The organism is Nocardia violaceofusca NBRC 14427 (assembly GCF_963869435.1).
GTDB lineage: Bacteria > Actinomycetota > Actinomycetes > Mycobacteriales > Mycobacteriaceae > Nocardia > Nocardia aobensis.
On the sequence record NZ_CAWMPM010000004.1, the window covers coordinates 424,938 to 440,368 of the forward strand.

14 protein-coding genes and 1 pseudogene are annotated in these 15,431 nt (G+C 69.1%); 12 read left to right on the top strand and 3 right to left on the bottom strand.

Annotated elements, in window-relative coordinates; all coding sequences use genetic code 11:
* Window positions 1–336 precede the first annotated feature (336 nt).
* Both AC5592_RS04360 and AC5592_RS04365 read left to right on the top strand, forming a co-directional pair.
* Entirely contained in the window at window positions 337–594 is a 258-nt protein-coding gene (locus tag AC5592_RS04360; protein WP_063063485.1) for a hypothetical protein, read from the top strand.
* A 120-nt stretch (window positions 595–714) separates the two neighbouring features.
* On the top strand, window positions 715–1,620 hold the full coding sequence (locus tag AC5592_RS04365; RefSeq protein WP_063063547.1) for an alpha/beta hydrolase family protein: 906 nt from the start codon (window positions 715–717) through the stop codon (window positions 1,618–1,620).
* Window positions 1,621–1,676: 56 nt separating this feature from the next.
* Here the strand turns inward: AC5592_RS04365 and AC5592_RS04370 are convergent.
* A pseudogene (locus tag AC5592_RS04370) lies at window positions 1,677–1,820 on the bottom strand (DUF1304 family protein); the annotation flags it as partial.
* Window positions 1,821–2,257: 437 nt separating this feature from the next.
* Between AC5592_RS04370 and AC5592_RS04375 the strand changes: the two are divergent.
* The 4 genes from AC5592_RS04375 to AC5592_RS04390 are packed head-to-tail and all read left to right on the top strand — an operon-like array spanning window position 2,258 to window position 5,892.
* On the top strand, window positions 2,258–2,617 hold the full coding sequence (locus AC5592_RS04375) for an STAS domain-containing protein (protein WP_198163754.1): 360 nt from the start codon (window positions 2,258–2,260) through the stop codon (window positions 2,615–2,617).
* A gap of 24 nt (window positions 2,618–2,641) precedes the next feature.
* Window positions 2,642–3,139, top strand: coding sequence for an ATP-binding protein (locus AC5592_RS04380; RefSeq protein ID WP_036508437.1), 498 nt, complete (start codon window positions 2,642–2,644; stop codon window positions 3,137–3,139).
* A 60-nt stretch (window positions 3,140–3,199) separates the two neighbouring features.
* Window positions 3,200–4,807: a PP2C family protein-serine/threonine phosphatase gene (locus tag AC5592_RS04385; RefSeq protein ID WP_063063548.1), complete on the top strand. Its 1,608-nt coding sequence runs from the start codon at window positions 3,200–3,202 to the stop codon at window positions 4,805–4,807.
* 26 nt (window positions 4,808–4,833) lie between these two features.
* The gene (locus AC5592_RS04390; protein WP_063063486.1) at window positions 4,834–5,892 is read left to right on the top strand and encodes a cobalamin B12-binding domain-containing protein; all 1,059 of its coding nucleotides are present in this window, start codon (window positions 4,834–4,836) and stop codon (window positions 5,890–5,892) included.
* Window positions 5,893–5,942: 50 nt separating this feature from the next.
* Here AC5592_RS04390 and AC5592_RS04395 read toward each other — a convergent pair whose 3' ends face one another.
* The gene (locus AC5592_RS04395; protein WP_063063487.1) at window positions 5,943–7,295 is read right to left on the bottom strand and encodes a WS/DGAT/MGAT family O-acyltransferase; all 1,353 of its coding nucleotides are present in this window, start codon (window positions 7,293–7,295) and stop codon (window positions 5,943–5,945) included.
* Window positions 7,296–7,529: 234 nt separating this feature from the next.
* On the opposite strand from AC5592_RS04395, the gene AC5592_RS04400 reads away from it, so the two are divergent.
* Both AC5592_RS04400 and AC5592_RS04405 read left to right on the top strand, forming a co-directional pair.
* Entirely contained in the window at window positions 7,530–8,990 is a 1,461-nt protein-coding gene (locus AC5592_RS04400) for an NAD(P)/FAD-dependent oxidoreductase (protein ID WP_084506311.1), read from the top strand.
* Between the two features lie 124 nt (window positions 8,991–9,114).
* Window positions 9,115–10,884 (top strand): hydroxysqualene dehydroxylase, encoded by a 1,770-nt coding sequence (locus AC5592_RS04405; RefSeq protein ID WP_063063550.1) that lies wholly within the window; start codon window positions 9,115–9,117, stop codon window positions 10,882–10,884.
* Here the strand turns inward: AC5592_RS04405 and AC5592_RS04410 are convergent.
* Entirely contained in the window at window positions 10,870–11,670 is an 801-nt protein-coding gene (locus AC5592_RS04410) for a helix-turn-helix domain-containing protein (RefSeq protein WP_063063488.1), read from the bottom strand. The two genes, AC5592_RS04405 and AC5592_RS04410, sit on opposite strands and share 15 nt — an antisense overlap.
* 101 nt (window positions 11,671–11,771) lie before the next feature.
* Between AC5592_RS04410 and AC5592_RS04415 the strand changes: the two genes are divergently transcribed.
* From AC5592_RS04415 to AC5592_RS04430, 4 genes are all read left to right on the top strand, one after another.
* On the top strand, window positions 11,772–12,281 hold the full coding sequence (locus AC5592_RS04415; RefSeq protein WP_036501181.1) for a GtrA family protein: 510 nt from the start codon (window positions 11,772–11,774) through the stop codon (window positions 12,279–12,281).
* Window positions 12,282–12,382: 101 nt separating this feature from the next.
* Window positions 12,383–12,940, top strand: coding sequence for a hypothetical protein (locus tag AC5592_RS04420; RefSeq protein ID WP_063920247.1), 558 nt, complete (start codon window positions 12,383–12,385; stop codon window positions 12,938–12,940).
* A gap of 727 nt (window positions 12,941–13,667) precedes the next feature.
* A complete protein-coding gene (locus AC5592_RS04425; RefSeq protein WP_051024580.1) occupies window positions 13,668–14,201 on the top strand; it encodes a copper chaperone PCu(A)C in 534 nt (177 codons plus the stop codon).
* Entirely contained in the window at window positions 14,167–15,387 is a 1,221-nt protein-coding gene (locus AC5592_RS04430) for a Dyp-type peroxidase (protein ID WP_498974558.1), read from the top strand. The genes AC5592_RS04425 and AC5592_RS04430 overlap by 35 nt, the downstream gene beginning before the upstream one ends.
* Window positions 15,388–15,431: the final 44 nt, after the last annotated feature.

Below are 15,431 nucleotides of genomic sequence, written 5' to 3' on the forward strand. Positions count from 1 at the left end.
AGCAACTCGAGAAGCCCGGAACCGCCACGCCGTGGGCCACCACCCACACCGTCGCCGACTGCGGGACATCAACTGCCGCAACGCGTTGCGACACACCGCCAACCTGGTTTGCCCGCAGTGGCTGACACCATTCCACGGCTACGTTCGCCTCGACGTGCGAGCTCCCGTAGACGATCACCGAGCCGAGAGGGGGAAGAAATTCTCCCACGTACGCGAACGGACCCGCGCATATCGTGGATTGTGTACCCGACCCGGCCGCCACGCTCACCGGTGTCGTCCGGCGAACTTCGCCTTCGGCCTTCGACAGCAAATCCGACCCAGGAAGGGACATGCTCGATGTGGACACATGGTGCTGTCGAGGGTGAGACGGCCACTCGGAACGGGATCGGGGCGCCGCTGGGCGGTGATGTACATCTGCGAATCTGGTTGGGGGGCACGGCATTCGACTACGCGGCTGCCGCCGAAGCGGCGAGCAATCTGATCCGGGATTGGCGTCGAAGGCCCTGGTACGCCATCGAACTGGTTCTGGACGTCCTCGAGAGTCGTCTGTCGTTGCCGCGCTTGCCGAACGAACGGCTGTTCCTCGGGGCGTGAATTCTCCACGGAGGTTCGGGTAGGCGGCCACAGACCGATACAGAGCAACGAAAGGCGATCACGATGACCGACACTGCGGCGAAGGCCAAGCAAACCGTGCAGAACCTTGGGGCCAAGGCGATGGGTGCGATCGCACCTGGCAAGGTCATCGAGCCGATGGTCGAACTCTGGGCCCACGGAAAACGCACTCCGGTGTACCGGCGCCCCGACGAAGTCGGCCTGAACTACGAGGACGTGTACTTCCCATCCCTCGACGGGGTCAACCTCGAGGGATGGTTCATCCCGGCCGACTCCGACCGCTTGATCATCCACAACCACTTCCTGCCGGGTAACCGCTACGGCTACGCGGGACATCTGGAGGGACTCGGCGACTTCGGCGGGTTCGAGGTGAACTTCCTGCCGGCGTACAAGGCGCTGCACGACGCCGGATACAACATTCTCTGCTACGACCTGCGCAATCACGGCCTCAGCGGCAGCGGTAGCGGCGGGATCGTGGGTATCGGCCTGCTCGAGTACCGTGACGTCATCGCCTCGATCCGCTACGCGCGGACCCGTCCCGACACCGCGAACATGACCACCGGCCTGCTCAGCGTATGCCTGGGCGCCGACTCGACCTTCGTCGCCGTCGACAAGCATCCCGAGGAGTTCGAGCACATCAAGGCGATGATCGCGCTGCAACCGATCTCGGCGCGCGCCTTCGTCGAGCGCGTTGTCGTCGAAGGCGCCGGAATCGACAACGGCGTCGAACTGTTCGACGAGGCGCTGCGCGGACGCACCGGTTTCCGCGTCGACGAGCAGTCGCCGATCCCGCACGGCCCGGCGGTGAAGATGCCGACCCTGGTCGCACAGGTGCGCGACGACACCCTCACCTTCCCTTCCGACGTACAGGCGATCTACGACAACCTCGGCGCCACCGACAAGAAACTGCACTGGATCGAGGGCACCGACCAGCGATTCCGCGGCTACAACTACTTCGGCGAACATCCCGATGTCATGCTCGACTGGTTCGACTCCCACCTGAAATAGATCCCGCCACCGGAGCGCTCACGCGGTTGTGCCGTCGCTGGCCCGCGACGAATCCTCCTGGTCGTTTCCGCTTCGGCGGCCGAGGACACCCCGAATATGGCCCGGGTCTTCGGCCTCGTCCACGCCACCGATTCCAGGTAGAAGATGTAGATGTGAATCGCGGCCGCGAGGCACGCGAGGATGAGACCTGCTGTCGTCACCGAACACCTCCGTGAACGTCGTCGCGCGATATAACCACGCGGCGCCCGGGACATGTCGGCGACACGTCGGGTGTCGCGGCAGACACACCGGACCCGGCCACGCAAATGCCCGCACCATGCCACCTCGGCGTGCCGTTCGCCTTCCAATCGTCCATCGGCGTACGCGATTTCGCTCATCGCACGACGAATGCGGCAGGTCCGCCGTGGACGGGGCTGGGCGAGCGCGGCTCGATGCGTGTCCCGGAGGGGGCGCAGCGGCCGTTACACTCGGTGATCCTGCGAGGTTGAGACCACAGCCGCGCGCGGCACCGCGAAACTACGCCGAGTATCGCGGTGTTCGTCAGGCGCAGATGTGCCTGCACACATCCGCCCGGCCGGCACGATTCATACTCGTGGGGCGGGACACGGATGCCGGGAGTGCAGGGAAGGGTGAACACGTGGGATACGAAGGCCACAGCGGCTGCACCGCCGATGTGATCTCGGTGGGCGGTTTCGTGGTGGTGGTCGCGGCTGGCGAGGTCGATTCGCATACCGCGCCACGGCTGGATACGGCTGTCCAGCAGGCAGTGACTCGTCAACCGGAACAGTTGATCGTGGATCTGTCCGCGGTGGAATTCTTCGACTCCTCGGGAATGAATGTGCTGGTCCGCGCCCTGCGACAGGCGGGGCGAGTGCTGGTTGTGGCGCCGCGGCCGGTGCGGCGCGTGGTGGAGGTCACCGGCCTGTCGACGGTGTTCGCGCTCTTCGACGACGTCGACGCCGCGGTCGCGAGCGCCCTCGCCCACACGAACGGCTGATATCGGATGCGTCACCCCGAAGGCATGCGTCACCCCGAGAGCGGCGATCGAAAGGCCGCGACGACCAGCGGGCAGCGCTCGCTCGAGGATCTGCACATCGAATTCCGGGCCCGGTCCGGGGAGTTGCAGCGCGTGCGGACCCTGCTGCGGGCCTGGCTCGCGGGCACGACCCTCGGACCGGATCGCGCCTACGATCTGCTGCTGGCCGTCAACGAGGCGTGTACGAATGCGGTCGAGCACGGGCATCGCGGTGACGGCCGTACCATCGTGCTGCACGCCACGGCTACGCATTCGATCCGCATCACCGTCTCCGACAGCGGGACCTGGCGCGCGCCGCGAGCGGACGAGGAGGTCGATCGCGGTCGCGGCCTGCCCATGATGAACGCCCTGATGCCCGGAACCCGCGTCGTCTCGGGCGCCGACGGTACGACCGTCGAATTCGTGGTCTCGCCCACCACCGAGGAGCGATCCGATCCCGACGCCGGACAACGGTCCCGGCGTAGCTCGGCGGAGCAGCCGTGACGCCGGTTCGACTGCGGCGCAGCGGGTTTCACTCGGGTGACTGGATGTGAGGAGGTCGCGATGCCCGAATCCATCGTGAGTGGGGTGGACCGATGGTCGGCGATACCGTATCCGGCCGTGGTGGTCGATCGCGCGGGCACGGTGGTGGCGCTGACCGGCGACGCCGCGGCGCTGGTGCCCGATGCGGCGGTGGGTGAGCCGTTGCACCGCGCCGCGCTGCCCTGGTTGTCCGAGGCACACGACGCGACGGCGGCATCGGACGGCGTGTCGTCGCCCGCCTCGGTGTCCGGGCGCGTGCGTGGGCGCGAACTGCATGCGGTCGCCTCCCCGGGCGCCGAAGGGACGATCGTCTGGTGGTTGCTCGGCGACACCGCGCGCTCGCTGCAGGAGAGCCGTTCGGAGTTGGAGCAGGAACGCGAACGGACCGCCTTCCTGTCGCAGGCCTCCGAGCGGCTGCTGGCGTCGTTGAATGTCGACAGGTGCCTGGAGACGACAGTCCGGCTCGCCGCCCGCCATCTCGCCGATGCCGCGGTGGTCGTCACTCCCCCGGCCGGGCGGGCGCTGTCGGTCGTCTCGTGTGACGAACACGGTGTGGTGCGGGTGAACGTCGTCGAGGAGGATCCCGACGCGGTGGCCGGACTGAGCGAGGCACTGCGCGGGTTCCCGCCGATTCCCTCGCAGTGGCTCGATGCCGCGGCGGTGCCGGCGTGGCTGCTGCCGCCCGGTTTCGCCAATCGCGCGGGCTCGGTGATCGTGACTCCGCTTCCCGGCCATGGAGTTTCGGCCGGAGCGCTGGTACTGCTGCGACACTCCGGCGAGCGGATCTTCGACGAGCGCGACGAAATCTTCGCCCAGTTGTTCGCCGGCCGGGCGGGTATCGCGTTGTCGGCGGCGCGGCTGTACGCGGAGCAGACCAGCATCACGGCGATCCTGATGCGCGAGCTGCTGCCGCCGCAGTTGCACCGGATCCACGGAATCGAATTGGCCGGCGCCTACCGGGCTTCGGAGAATCACGAGATCATCGGCGGGGACTTCTACGACGTGCACCGCGCGGCGACACCGGGCGGGGAAACCCTCGTCGTGCTCGGCGACGTTTGCGGTAAAGGTCTCGAGGCCGCCGTGCTGACCGGCAAGATCCGCAACACGGTCCACGCGCTGGTGCCGATGGCCGACGATCACCAGCGGATGCTCGCCCTGCTGAACGACGCGCTGGTGTCCTCGCACCACGACCGGTTCGCCACGCTGGTGCTGGCATCGGCCGTACATCGGGAAGGGCGGGTGCTGCTGCGGTTGACCTCCGCCGGGCATCCGCCACCGTTGATCGTGCGCGCCGATGGGACTGTCGAAACGGCCGAGACGCGTGGGCAGTTGGTCGGCGCGCTCCCCCGAATCACCGCCACGACATTCCGGACTTCGCTCGCGCCCGGGGAAACCTGCCTGCTCTACACCGACGGTGTGACGGAGGCGCGTGGCGGGCCGCTGGGCCGGCGCATGTTCGGTGAGGAGCGTTTGATCGCCGCGCTGGCGCAGTGTGCGGATATGCCCGCGGAGGCAGTGGTCGAGCGCGTCCACATGCTCACCACCCAGTGGGTCGGCCGCAACCAGCACGACGACATCGCGGTCGTCGCGATCACCGCGCCGCGCACCCCGACCCCCGTGATCGACTGACCCGCGCAGCGAAGGAGCCGCCGTCCATGTCCGAGCCGCATCGCCGAATCACCCACGACCCCTCCGTATTTCGTGAACAGCTGTGGACGGCGGTCACGGGCCGTGACGAACGCGCGGCGATCGGCATCGTGCTCGCGGCGCTGGATGCGGGTCTGGAACCGGAGGCGGTCCTGCTCGATGTGATCGCCGCGGTGCAGCGCCGGGTGGGGGCGGAATGGGCCGCGAACACCCTCAGTGTCGCCGACGAGCACACCGCCACCGCGATCAACGATCGTGCCGTGACGGCACTGGCTCTGCATGCGGCCGGAACGCGCCCCGCTTCGGCCGGTCGGGTGACCGTCGCGTGTGTGGACGGCGAATGGCATGCGCTGCCCGCCCGGCTGGTGGCCGAGGTGCTGCGGCTGCGTGGCTGGCACGTCGACTTCCTCGGCGCCCAGGTGCCCACGCGGCACCTGATCGCCCACCTGCACAACACCGGACCCGATGCCGTGTTGCTGTCGTCGTCGCTGCCGACCCGCCTGCCGTCGGCGCACGGCACGATCACCGCATGTCAGGCGGCCGGAGTGCCGGTACTCGTGGGCGGTGCGGCGTTCGGGCCGGAGGGCCGCTGGGCGAACCTGCTCGGTGCGGACGCCTGGGCGCCGGATGCCGCGACCGCGGCCGAGCTGCTCGCCCGGGGGCTGCGACGCGAGCAGCAGGCGCACCGGACGCTGCCGCATCTGACCGATCAGGAATTCACCCTGATCGCCCGCAGCACACCGCAGTTGCTGGCGACCACCATGGCGGAGCTGGAGCACCGTTTCCCCGCGATGCGGGAGTATTCCGAATTCCAGCTGGAACGCACCGCCGAGGATATCTCGCAGATACTCGAATTCCTCGCTACCGCACTGTATCTGGACGACGACGAGTTGTTCACCACCTTCGTCACGTGGACCGCCGACGTGCTGAGCGCACGCGCGGTACCCGCCCACTCGCTGTTTCCTGTCATCGATCTGCTCGGTGGGCAGTTGCAGGACTTTCCGCGGGCGCGACGGATTCTCACCGCCGCCGCCGACGCCCTCACCGAAACCGCCCGCATCGCCTGATCATCGGGCGCCGACCATCGAGTCGCGTCCGGTTGCCGCGCGCAGCCCGGCTACTCCAGTTCGGCGAGGGATTCGTCGAGCCCGGTCAGCAGCCGTTGCAGGTGCGGCACACTGCGGCGACACCCGACGATGCCGAAGTGCATGGCGCCATCGGAGCTGATCGTCGTGATGTTGACCGCCTGTCCGTCGAGGGGAATCGACGCCGGATAGGCGGCTTCCAGGCGCAGGCCGTTCCAGTACCGCGGTTCGGCGGCGCCGGGAACGTTGGAGATGACGATGTTGAACGGCGGCGCGACGGCCGGCAGCCGCACCGGTAGCGCCGCCGATGCCAGTCCTGCCACGTTGACCGCCGACAACCCCAGGATCTGCAGCGGCGTCAGCCGCGACATAGCGTTCTTGGTCCGCGCCATCGAGGAGTGGATGCGGGCGAGTCGCGCGGCCGGGTCCGGTTCGTCGGTGGCCAGGTCGCACAGTGCCGCACCTACCGAGTTGCCCTCTCCCGCCGCGGTTTCGGCGGTGCCACGCAGCGAGACCGGCACCATCGCGATCAACGGCTCGGCCGGTAGCGCCTGCTCGGCGAGCAGATATCGCCGCAGCGCGCCCGCGCACATCGCCAGCACCACGTCGTTCACGGTCGCCCCCGCGCGCGCTCCGACCGCACGCAACCGCGGCAGCGGCCACGACTGCGCGGCGAATCGCCGGGCACCGGTGATGGCGACATTGAACATCGTGTGCGGGGCCCCGAACGGGCGCGGTTCGGGATAATCGCGCGCGATCGTGTATGCGCCCGACAGCAATTCGGGTACAGCGGTGCCGATCCGCCCGGCCGCGCGCACCGCGTCGGCCGAGCGGCGCAACAGCGTGCTCGAGCCGGCGCCCGGACGTCGGCCGGGAGAGCGCCACGGCGGCACGCAGTCGCGGGCGGCGGGGTCGGGTGAGAGGGCCCGCTGCCAGGTGCGGACCGCGGACACGCCGTCCATCAGCGCGTGATGTGTCTTGGTGTACAAGGCGATCCGGCCGTCGGCGAGCCCGTCGATGATGTAGACCTCCCACAGCGGGCGATGGCGGTCCAGCAGCGATCCGTGCAGCATCGATACCAGTTCCAGCAGTTCACGCACCCGCCCGGGCGTGGGCAGCGAGAGCAGCCGGACGTGGTAGTCGAGATCGACGTCGTCGTCGAGATCCCACCGCAGCGGGGAGAAACTCGCCAGCGACCGCGCGGGCCGGCGCCGGAACACCGAGGTGAGTTGGCCGGTGCCCGAGGCCAATTCCTCGTGTAACTGCCGTGCCGATCGCTTCTGTGTGTCCGAGGGACGAAACAGCGAGAGGCCGCCGACGTGCATGGGGTGTTCGCGCGATTCGAGCAGCAGGAATGCCGAGTCCAGGGGTGACATCAACGCCATCGCGGTACCTCATCACGGTCGTTTCCGATCGGGCCGGGCGGCCACGCCTTCCGGTGATCATCGCGGATACGACCGGATCAGGTGGGCGATCCGGAGTGTCACCGGCGCGGGCGGCTCGAGCGTCGGTAATTGCCGCGAACAATCGGTCCAAACATATTGACAATGTGAGAGGAGTCACTTCATTCTCTCATTAGGACATAGTGTCCGAACATAGTGACCCCGAAGGCGGCGCCGATGCCTACCGACGAACCTGCCGACCCCTCGCCGACCGATTCGGGCATCCACGCGACCGTCCGGGATCTTCCGGCGAATGACCGCGGTCACGACGAAAACGACTGTCCGGACATCGAATTCACCGACGTGGTGGTTGTCGGTGCGCGCTGCGCGGGGTCGGCAACGGCCATCGCCTTCGCCCGCGCGGGACGGCGCGTCGTCGTCGTGGACTCGGCCCGATTCCCCTCCGACACCCTCTCGACCCATCTGCTGTGGCCGGCCGGCCTCGCCGAGGTAGCGGCGTTGGGCGCGTTGGAGCGGGTGCTGGCACTCGGCGCGCCCCGATTGCGAGTCGCGTTCGCCGCCGGCGCTGGGCAGGTGGTGCGGGCGCCGTTCACCGCCGTGGAAGGCATCGACTACGCGATGTGCGTGCGGCGCACCGGATTCGACGCGGCCCTGGTGTGCACGGCCCGCGCGGCCGGTGCGACCGTCCACGAATCGATGCGGGTCATCGAACTCATCCGCGACGCCGGCCGGGTCGCCGGTGTGCGCGCGGTCGATCGTGCGGGGACCACCCACGAGATCCGGGCCCGCCTGGTGGTCGGCGCGGACGGGCGCCGCTCCACCGTGGCGCGGCTGACCGGAGCCCTGGACCCGTACCGCAGCAAGCCCAGCGGGCGTGCGTGCTACTTCGCCTACTGGCGCGACGGCCGCCCGGAATGGCGGTCGACGGCCGCGCAGTGGCGGGCCGGGGATCTGCTGGGAACCGCCTTCCCGTGCGAGGACGGTGCGGTGCTGTCGCTGATCCAGCCACCGGTCGCCCACGGGCCGCGCACCGCCGGGCAGACCGAGCGGCGCTACCGCGACATGGTGGCCGCGATCCCGGAACTCGCTGTGCGACTGGCCGATTGCGAACCGATCGGCCGGGTGCGCTCGGCCACCGGCATCGTCTCCTATTTCCGCCGCTCCACCGGTCCGGGCTGGGCATTGCCCGGCGATGCCGGGCATTTCAAGGATCCGGTCACCGCACAGGGAATGCGCGATGCGATGCGCTACGGACGGTTGCTCGGCGAATGCGCGGCACCGGTACTCGACGACGCGGCCGCGCTGGACCGGGCACTGACCCGATGGGAGCACCGGCGGGAACAGGACTGCCTGCCCATGTACCAGTGGACCAACCGGCTCGCCCGCGGCACCGAGATGTCACCGCTCGAGGTGCAGCTGTACCGCGCCGGTGCGGCCGACCCGAACCTGGCCGGCCTCGCCTTGGATGTGATGACCCGGGCGCGGACCCCCGACGAACTGCTGACCCCGGCACGGGCGGCGAAGTTCGCGCTGCAGGCACTGGCGCACGCTCCGGCGGCCACGGTGGTGGACACCGTGATTCGCGAGGTGCGCGACAGCGCGCAGGACTGGCGGGAACGTCAGGCGGCGCGGTGGGGTTCGGCGTGGCAGCGGTGGCCGGTGGCGGCGCCGAAGTGAGGGGCGGGCCGGCCGGCGGGCCTTCGATACTGCCGGACCTCGGTGAAACAGATTCGCAGGCACAGAAATTCGGGCTTCGGGATCGACGCAGGGCCGGTCCCGCTCGCTGATTCGAGGAGTGGACATGACCGGTCGAGACGATGCGGGTGGATTCGGCAGGCGGCAGTTGCTGCGAGGGGCGGCGGTAGCGGGCGCGGCCCTCGCGGCGAGCGGCGCATGGGCCACGGCCGCACGCGCGAATCCGCCACGCCGCCAAGTTCGTTCGGGCCGCACGGTGGCGGTGTTCGGAGGTGGCGTATCCGGGTTGACCGCGGCGCACGAACTGGCCGAACGCGGCTATGCGGTCACGGTGTACGAGCCGACCGCGCTCGGCGGCAAGGCGCGCAGCATGAGCGTGCCCGGCACCGGGGCGGGCGGGCGCGCGGACCTGCCCGGCGAACACGGCTTCCGCTTCTTCCCCGGCTGTTACCAGCACGTACCGGATACCATGGCGCGAATCCCGTTCCCCGGCAACGCGAACGGGGTGGCCGGGAATCTGATCCGGGTGGAGGCCACGGTCGCCGGATTCCCGGATCTGCCCCCGGTGACGGTGCCGACCGAGATCGCCGGGTTGCGCGAACTGAACCCCGATCGCATCCGCAACTCGCTCATCGCCGGATTCGGCTTCATCCCGCAGCTGCCGCCGCAGGAATTGGCGTTCTTCGGCGACCGGATGATGATGTGGTTCACCAGCTCCCCCGAACGCCGCTTCGGCCAATGGGAGTACCGCTCGTGGATGGACGCGGTCGGCGCCGCCGGGAAGTCGCAGGCCTATCGGGACTACCTGGCGCGAGCGCTGACCCGGATCACGGTGGCGGCGAAGTCGGAGACCAGCTCCGCGCGCACCATCGGAACCATCGGAGAGGCACTGGTTTTCGCCGGCGCCGGCATCGCGCCGCAATATCGCGGCGGGGTGGATCGAATCCTGAACGGCCCCACCAACGAGGCGTGGATCGATCCGTGGGTGGCGCATCTGTCCGGACAGGGAGTCCGGTTCGTCACCGGCGCGGGCCTGACGAGCCTGCGTCTGTCGGGTGACCGGATCAGCGGCGCGAACGTGGGCGGGCGTGCGGTACAGGCGGATTGGTACGTGTGCGCGATGCCGGCCGACCGCGCGGCCACGATCCTCGACGACGATATCCTCGCCGCGGACCCGGCGCTGGCCGGGATGCGGGAACTGGTGCTGGACTGGATGGTCGGCGTGCAGTTCTATCTACGGCAGCCCACCGGCGTGCCGGAAGGACATATCGCGGCACTCGGCTCGCCGTGGGCGATCACCGCACTGCGGCAGGCGCCGATGTGGCGTGGCGATTTCGCGGCCCGCTACGGCGACGGGACGGTGGTGGAATGCCTGTCCGCGGACGTCTCGGACTGGGACACCCCCGGCATCCTGTACGGCAAACCGGCCAAGCAGTGCTCGAAAGACGAAGTGGTGCAAGAGGTGTGGGCGCAGCTGAAACGCTGGCTCAACACCGGCACCGGCTGGCTGCGCGACGACGACGTGCACTCGTGGTTCGTCGATCCGGGTGTGCATTTCGAGGAGGGCGGCAACCGCAACGACACCCCGCTGCTGGTGAACACCGTCGGCTCCTGGGATCACCGGCCGGAGGCGCATTCGGCGATCGGCAACGTGTTCTTCTGCGGCGACCACGTACGCACCGGCATCGACCTCGCGACCATGGAGGGCGCCTGCGAGGCGGGACGCAAGGCGGCCAACGCGGTGCTGGACGCGGCCGGTGACACCGCGCCGCGGGCGGCGGTGTTCCCGATGTACGCACCGCCCGAATTCGAGCCGTTCAAGCGCATCGACGCCGACCGCTATCGGGCCGGGCTGCCGCATCTACTCGAGCTGTGAACGGCGGCGCAGGAATTCGGCGGTCGCCGGGCTCGCGGGCAGGAACGACTCGATCGCGAGCTCGGCGACCGTGACGTTCATCGGGCTGCCGAAGATGGTCATGGTGCTGATGAAATCCAGTTCGATGTCACCGCGGTCGCCGTCGTGGTGGCGCAGCCGCAGCGGGACGACGGCCTGATCCGGTTCCGGCAGGCCGGGATCGTCACGGCCCCCGGGATATCCGAGCAATTCGCTACGCAGCGCGGCCAGATCGGCCGAGCCGGTGGCCTCGATCTGGCGATCGACGCGTTCGAACAGATGTCCGCGCCACTGCGCCAGATTCAGGATGCGCGGCGCCAGCCCCTGCGGGTGCAGGCTCAGCCGCAGGGCGTTGACCGGCGGGGTGAGCAAGTCGGCGGTAATGCCGTCGAGGAACAGGGCGACACCGGAATTGGCGTCGACCATATTCCACTGCGCGTCCACGGCCAGGGCCGGATACGGCTCGTAACCGGTGAGGATCTGCCGCATCGCGGTGCGGACGGGGGCCATGGTTGGGGTATCCAATCCGGGTTCGGCATAGACCGGGGCGTAGCCGGCGGCCAGCAGCATCCGATTGCGTTCGCGCAGCGGGATGTCGAGCTCCTCGCTGAGGTGCAGGATCAGCTGGCGGCTCGGCGTGGACCGGCCGGTTTCGATGAAGCTGAGGTGACGGGTCGAGGTTTCGGCGCGCCCGGCCAGCTCCAACTGGCTGAGGCGGCGGGTGCGACGCCAGTGGCGCAGCAGATCTCCGGCGGTATGGGTCGGCACCTGCCCGATCGTATGCGGGTGCGGTCGGCGTGACGATTACCTCGCGGGTCATGATCGCTGTCCGGATGCCCGGCGCCCGGCTCACGGTTAGGGTGGATTGCGTGTCGTTGGTGCAGGCTGGACTGGACCGGCTGCCCGAACGCTGGCGCGCACTGTTGCTCGCCCATCGGGAGCTGATGAAATTCGCCGTCGTCGGCGCGATCACCTGGTTCGTGGACACCGGAGTCGTGTACGCGCTCAAGCTGACCGTGCTGCCGGACAAGCCGCTGACCGCGCGCGCGTTCGGCGTGCTGATCGCCACGATCGTCTCCTACATCCTCAACCGGGAATGGTCGTTCAACACCCGCGGCGGACGCCGGCGCGGTCACGAGGCGGCGCTGTTCTTCGCCGTCAGCGCGCTGGCGGTCGGCGTCACCGTGATTCCGCAGGCGGTCTCGCTGTACGTCTTCGATATCCGGGTGCCGCATGTCAGCCCGTTCACCCAGGCGGTATCCAACTTCATCACCGGGCAGATCCTGGGCGTGCTGCTGGCGATGGCATTCCGGTTCTGGGCGTTGCGGCGATTCGTCTTTCCCCAGGATCTGCGCGAGGCCGAGCTGGAAATCCTCTGACGCCGGACCGCCGAAACCGCGAGGGTGTCGGGCATCACGACAGGTACGGACCGGTGGACCTGGCAGCCGAGACCGTCGCCGAGCACCGATATCATGAGCGGGTGCGAGCAACGGCCGACCCTTCCACGCGACTGCGTGGTGGATGCGTCGGCGCCGCAGCGGGCACGGTGAGCATCGCCGCACACGCCCTCGGCGGCGGCACGGTGGCACCCGGATCAGCGGCGATTATGGCCCTGATCGCCGCGAGCACCGCGATCGGCTGCCTCGCCGCGCACACCCGCACCGGACTGTTCCGGCTCATGGGCCTGCTCGCGATCGGACAGCTGCTCGGCCATCTGGCGCTGACGCTGTCGCCGCACTGCCACAACGTGCTGATCACCGCCCCCATGCTGGTCGCGCACCTCGTGGCGACGGTGGCCGGGGCGATTCTGGTCCGCGGCGCGGAAACCACGCTGCGACGCGCGGTTTCGCTGATTCGTCGCGCGGTCGGCGCGGTCACGCACATCCTGGGAATCAGCGGCGCTACGGTCGTCGTCTCGGTGCCGGATACGGTGACAGTGCCGCGGCGGCTCGTGCTGGCGTCGGGCACCGGGCGGCGTGGGCCGCCCGCCCCCAGCCGTTCGTTCGCTGCCTCGCATGGGGTCGTCGCGGGGGCGTGATACCGGTATCTCGGTGGACACGTCCGCCGTCTCGCTGGATTGGGCCCTGGACTCCCGATGACCGTCAAGCTGAGCTGCGTGATACGCGGATAATCCCCCGGGAGCCGCCGCAGGGTGCGCCCAGCGGGTGCCCGTAGCCCACCACCGGTGGTTCGCCACACGGCAGTCGCCCGTCGGCAATCGGCAAATCGGCAATCGGCAAATCGGCAATCGAGGTACGGCGACCCGAATGGACCGTGCCGCACGGCTCCTGGACGGCCCGCTACGCGATCGGGAGTGGTCGCTCGAGCAGTCCAGGCCGCGGGACGCTGTCGGACCGGGTGCACACCCGCTATCAGCGTCGGTTGTCCGGTGCGCCGGGTCGACGTCGGCACGCCTGCCTTGTCCGGTGACGATGACCACTGTGGTCGTCCGCGACCGCCGCTCGCTGATCGCACGCAGTGCTGTTCCGGCCGCCCATCCCGTCCATGGTTCCGATAGAGCCCGGGTCGATCGAATGCCGGACGAGCTGCATGCGGCCGGTTCCGGGTGGTCGCCTGGGCCGAACCCTCCCGTGGCTTGGCAGCAACGAGCGAATACCGATGGCGGAGTACGGCAAACGCTCACTCACCCGTATACAGCGCCACGCGCAGACCCGCGTGCAGCAAGCACCCGGTCGGGTGAGTGTGTCCGCTACGCACCCTGCCACCCCACGATGAAACCTCTTCTCATGCAACGGAGTTCACCAATGTTCTCTCTCCCCCATCCCGTGCGCCGCCACCGGTCCGCGGCCCTGCTGATCACCGCCACGGCCTCGATCCCGCTGCTGCTGGCCGGATGTTCGTCCGGCGGCACATCCACTGCCGCGGACGCCAATTCAGTCACCGTGAGCGATCAATGGATCAAGGCCGCCGATGCGGGAATGTCGGCGGCGTTCGCGAATTTCACCAACAACAGCGACCACGAGATCCGCGTCGTCGACGCGACCAGCCCGGCGTCGGCGCGCATGGAGATCCACGAGGTGGTCGAGTCGAACGGAGCGTCCATGATGCGGCCCAAGGCCGGCGGTCTGGCGATCCCCGCACACGGCAGCGCGAAATTGACGCCGGGTGGCGACCACCTGATGTTCATCGATCTGAAGGCGCCGCTGCGCACGGGAGCCCAGACACCGGTCACGGTGAAATTCGCCGACGGCACCAGCACCACCTTCACCGCGCAGGTGCGTGACTTCGCGGGCAATCAGGAGAATTACTCACCGACCCCGGCCGCCCACGGTGGCTGAGCGGCTCTCGCGGCGGCGGCTACTCGGCGGCAGCGCGGCCGCGGCCGGTGCGGCGGGCGTCGCGGGGCTCACCTTCGGCGCCGAACGCTGGACGCGCCATCCCGAGACCGCCGACCCGGGCACCGTGCGCGAACCGTTCTACGGACCGCATCAGGGTGGGATCGCGACCGCGCCGCAGCAGCATGCGGCGTTCGTGGCCTTCGATCTGCGGCCCGGCACCGGCCGGGCCGACCTCGCGGGATTGCTGCGCATCTGGTCCGGGGACGCGGCGCGGCTCGCGGCCGGTGAACCGACGCTGGCCGACACCGAACCGGAGCTGGCTCGCCGGCCCGCCCGATTGACCGTGACCGTCGGATTCGGCCCGCGGCTGTTCACCGTGGCAGGACTCGAATCCGCACGGCCGCAGTGGCTCGCGCAACTGCCCGGCTTCACCATCGACCGGCTCGACTCCGCATTCTGTGAAGGGGATCTGCTGCTGCAGGTCTGCGCGGACGAGGCGACGACGGTGGCGCACGCGGTACGGGCGCTGTCGCGCAGCGTGACCTCCCTGGTGACGGTGCGCTGGACCCAGCGCGGATTCCGCAACGCTGCTGCCGGGCAGACGATGCGCAATCTGATGGGCCAGGTCGACGGCACGGTCAACATCGCCCCCGGAGCGGATCTCGATCGGCTGGTGTGGGACGACGGCGCGACCGTGCCGTGGCTGCGCGGTGGCACCTCGATGGTGTTGCGCCGGATCGCGATGAATCTGGACACCTGGGACGAACTCGACCCCGAGGGACGGGAACTGACCGTGGGCCGGCGCATCGCGACCGGGGCGCCGCTGACCGGTACCCGCGAATCCGATGATCCGGATTTCGCGGCCGTGGACGCCCACGGCATCCCGGTCATACCGCCCTCGGCGCATATCGCCCGGGCGCATCACACCAGCGACGGCGAGCGTTTCCTGCGGCGGGGCTACAACTACGACGATGCCCCCGCGCCCGGGACCATTTCGAATTCGGGGTTGCTGTTCGCCGCCTATCAGCGCGATATCGCGGCGCAGTATCTGCCGGTGCAGCGCCGCCTGGCCGAATTCGACGCCCTGAACACCTGGACCACACCCGTCGGGTCCGCGGTGTTCGTGATTCCGCCGGGAATCACCGACGCACAGGGCTACCTCGGCCAGACCCTGCTGGAGGGCTGAACGGGCGTCGGATGCGGTTCGGCAGTCGATGCCGAACCGCATCG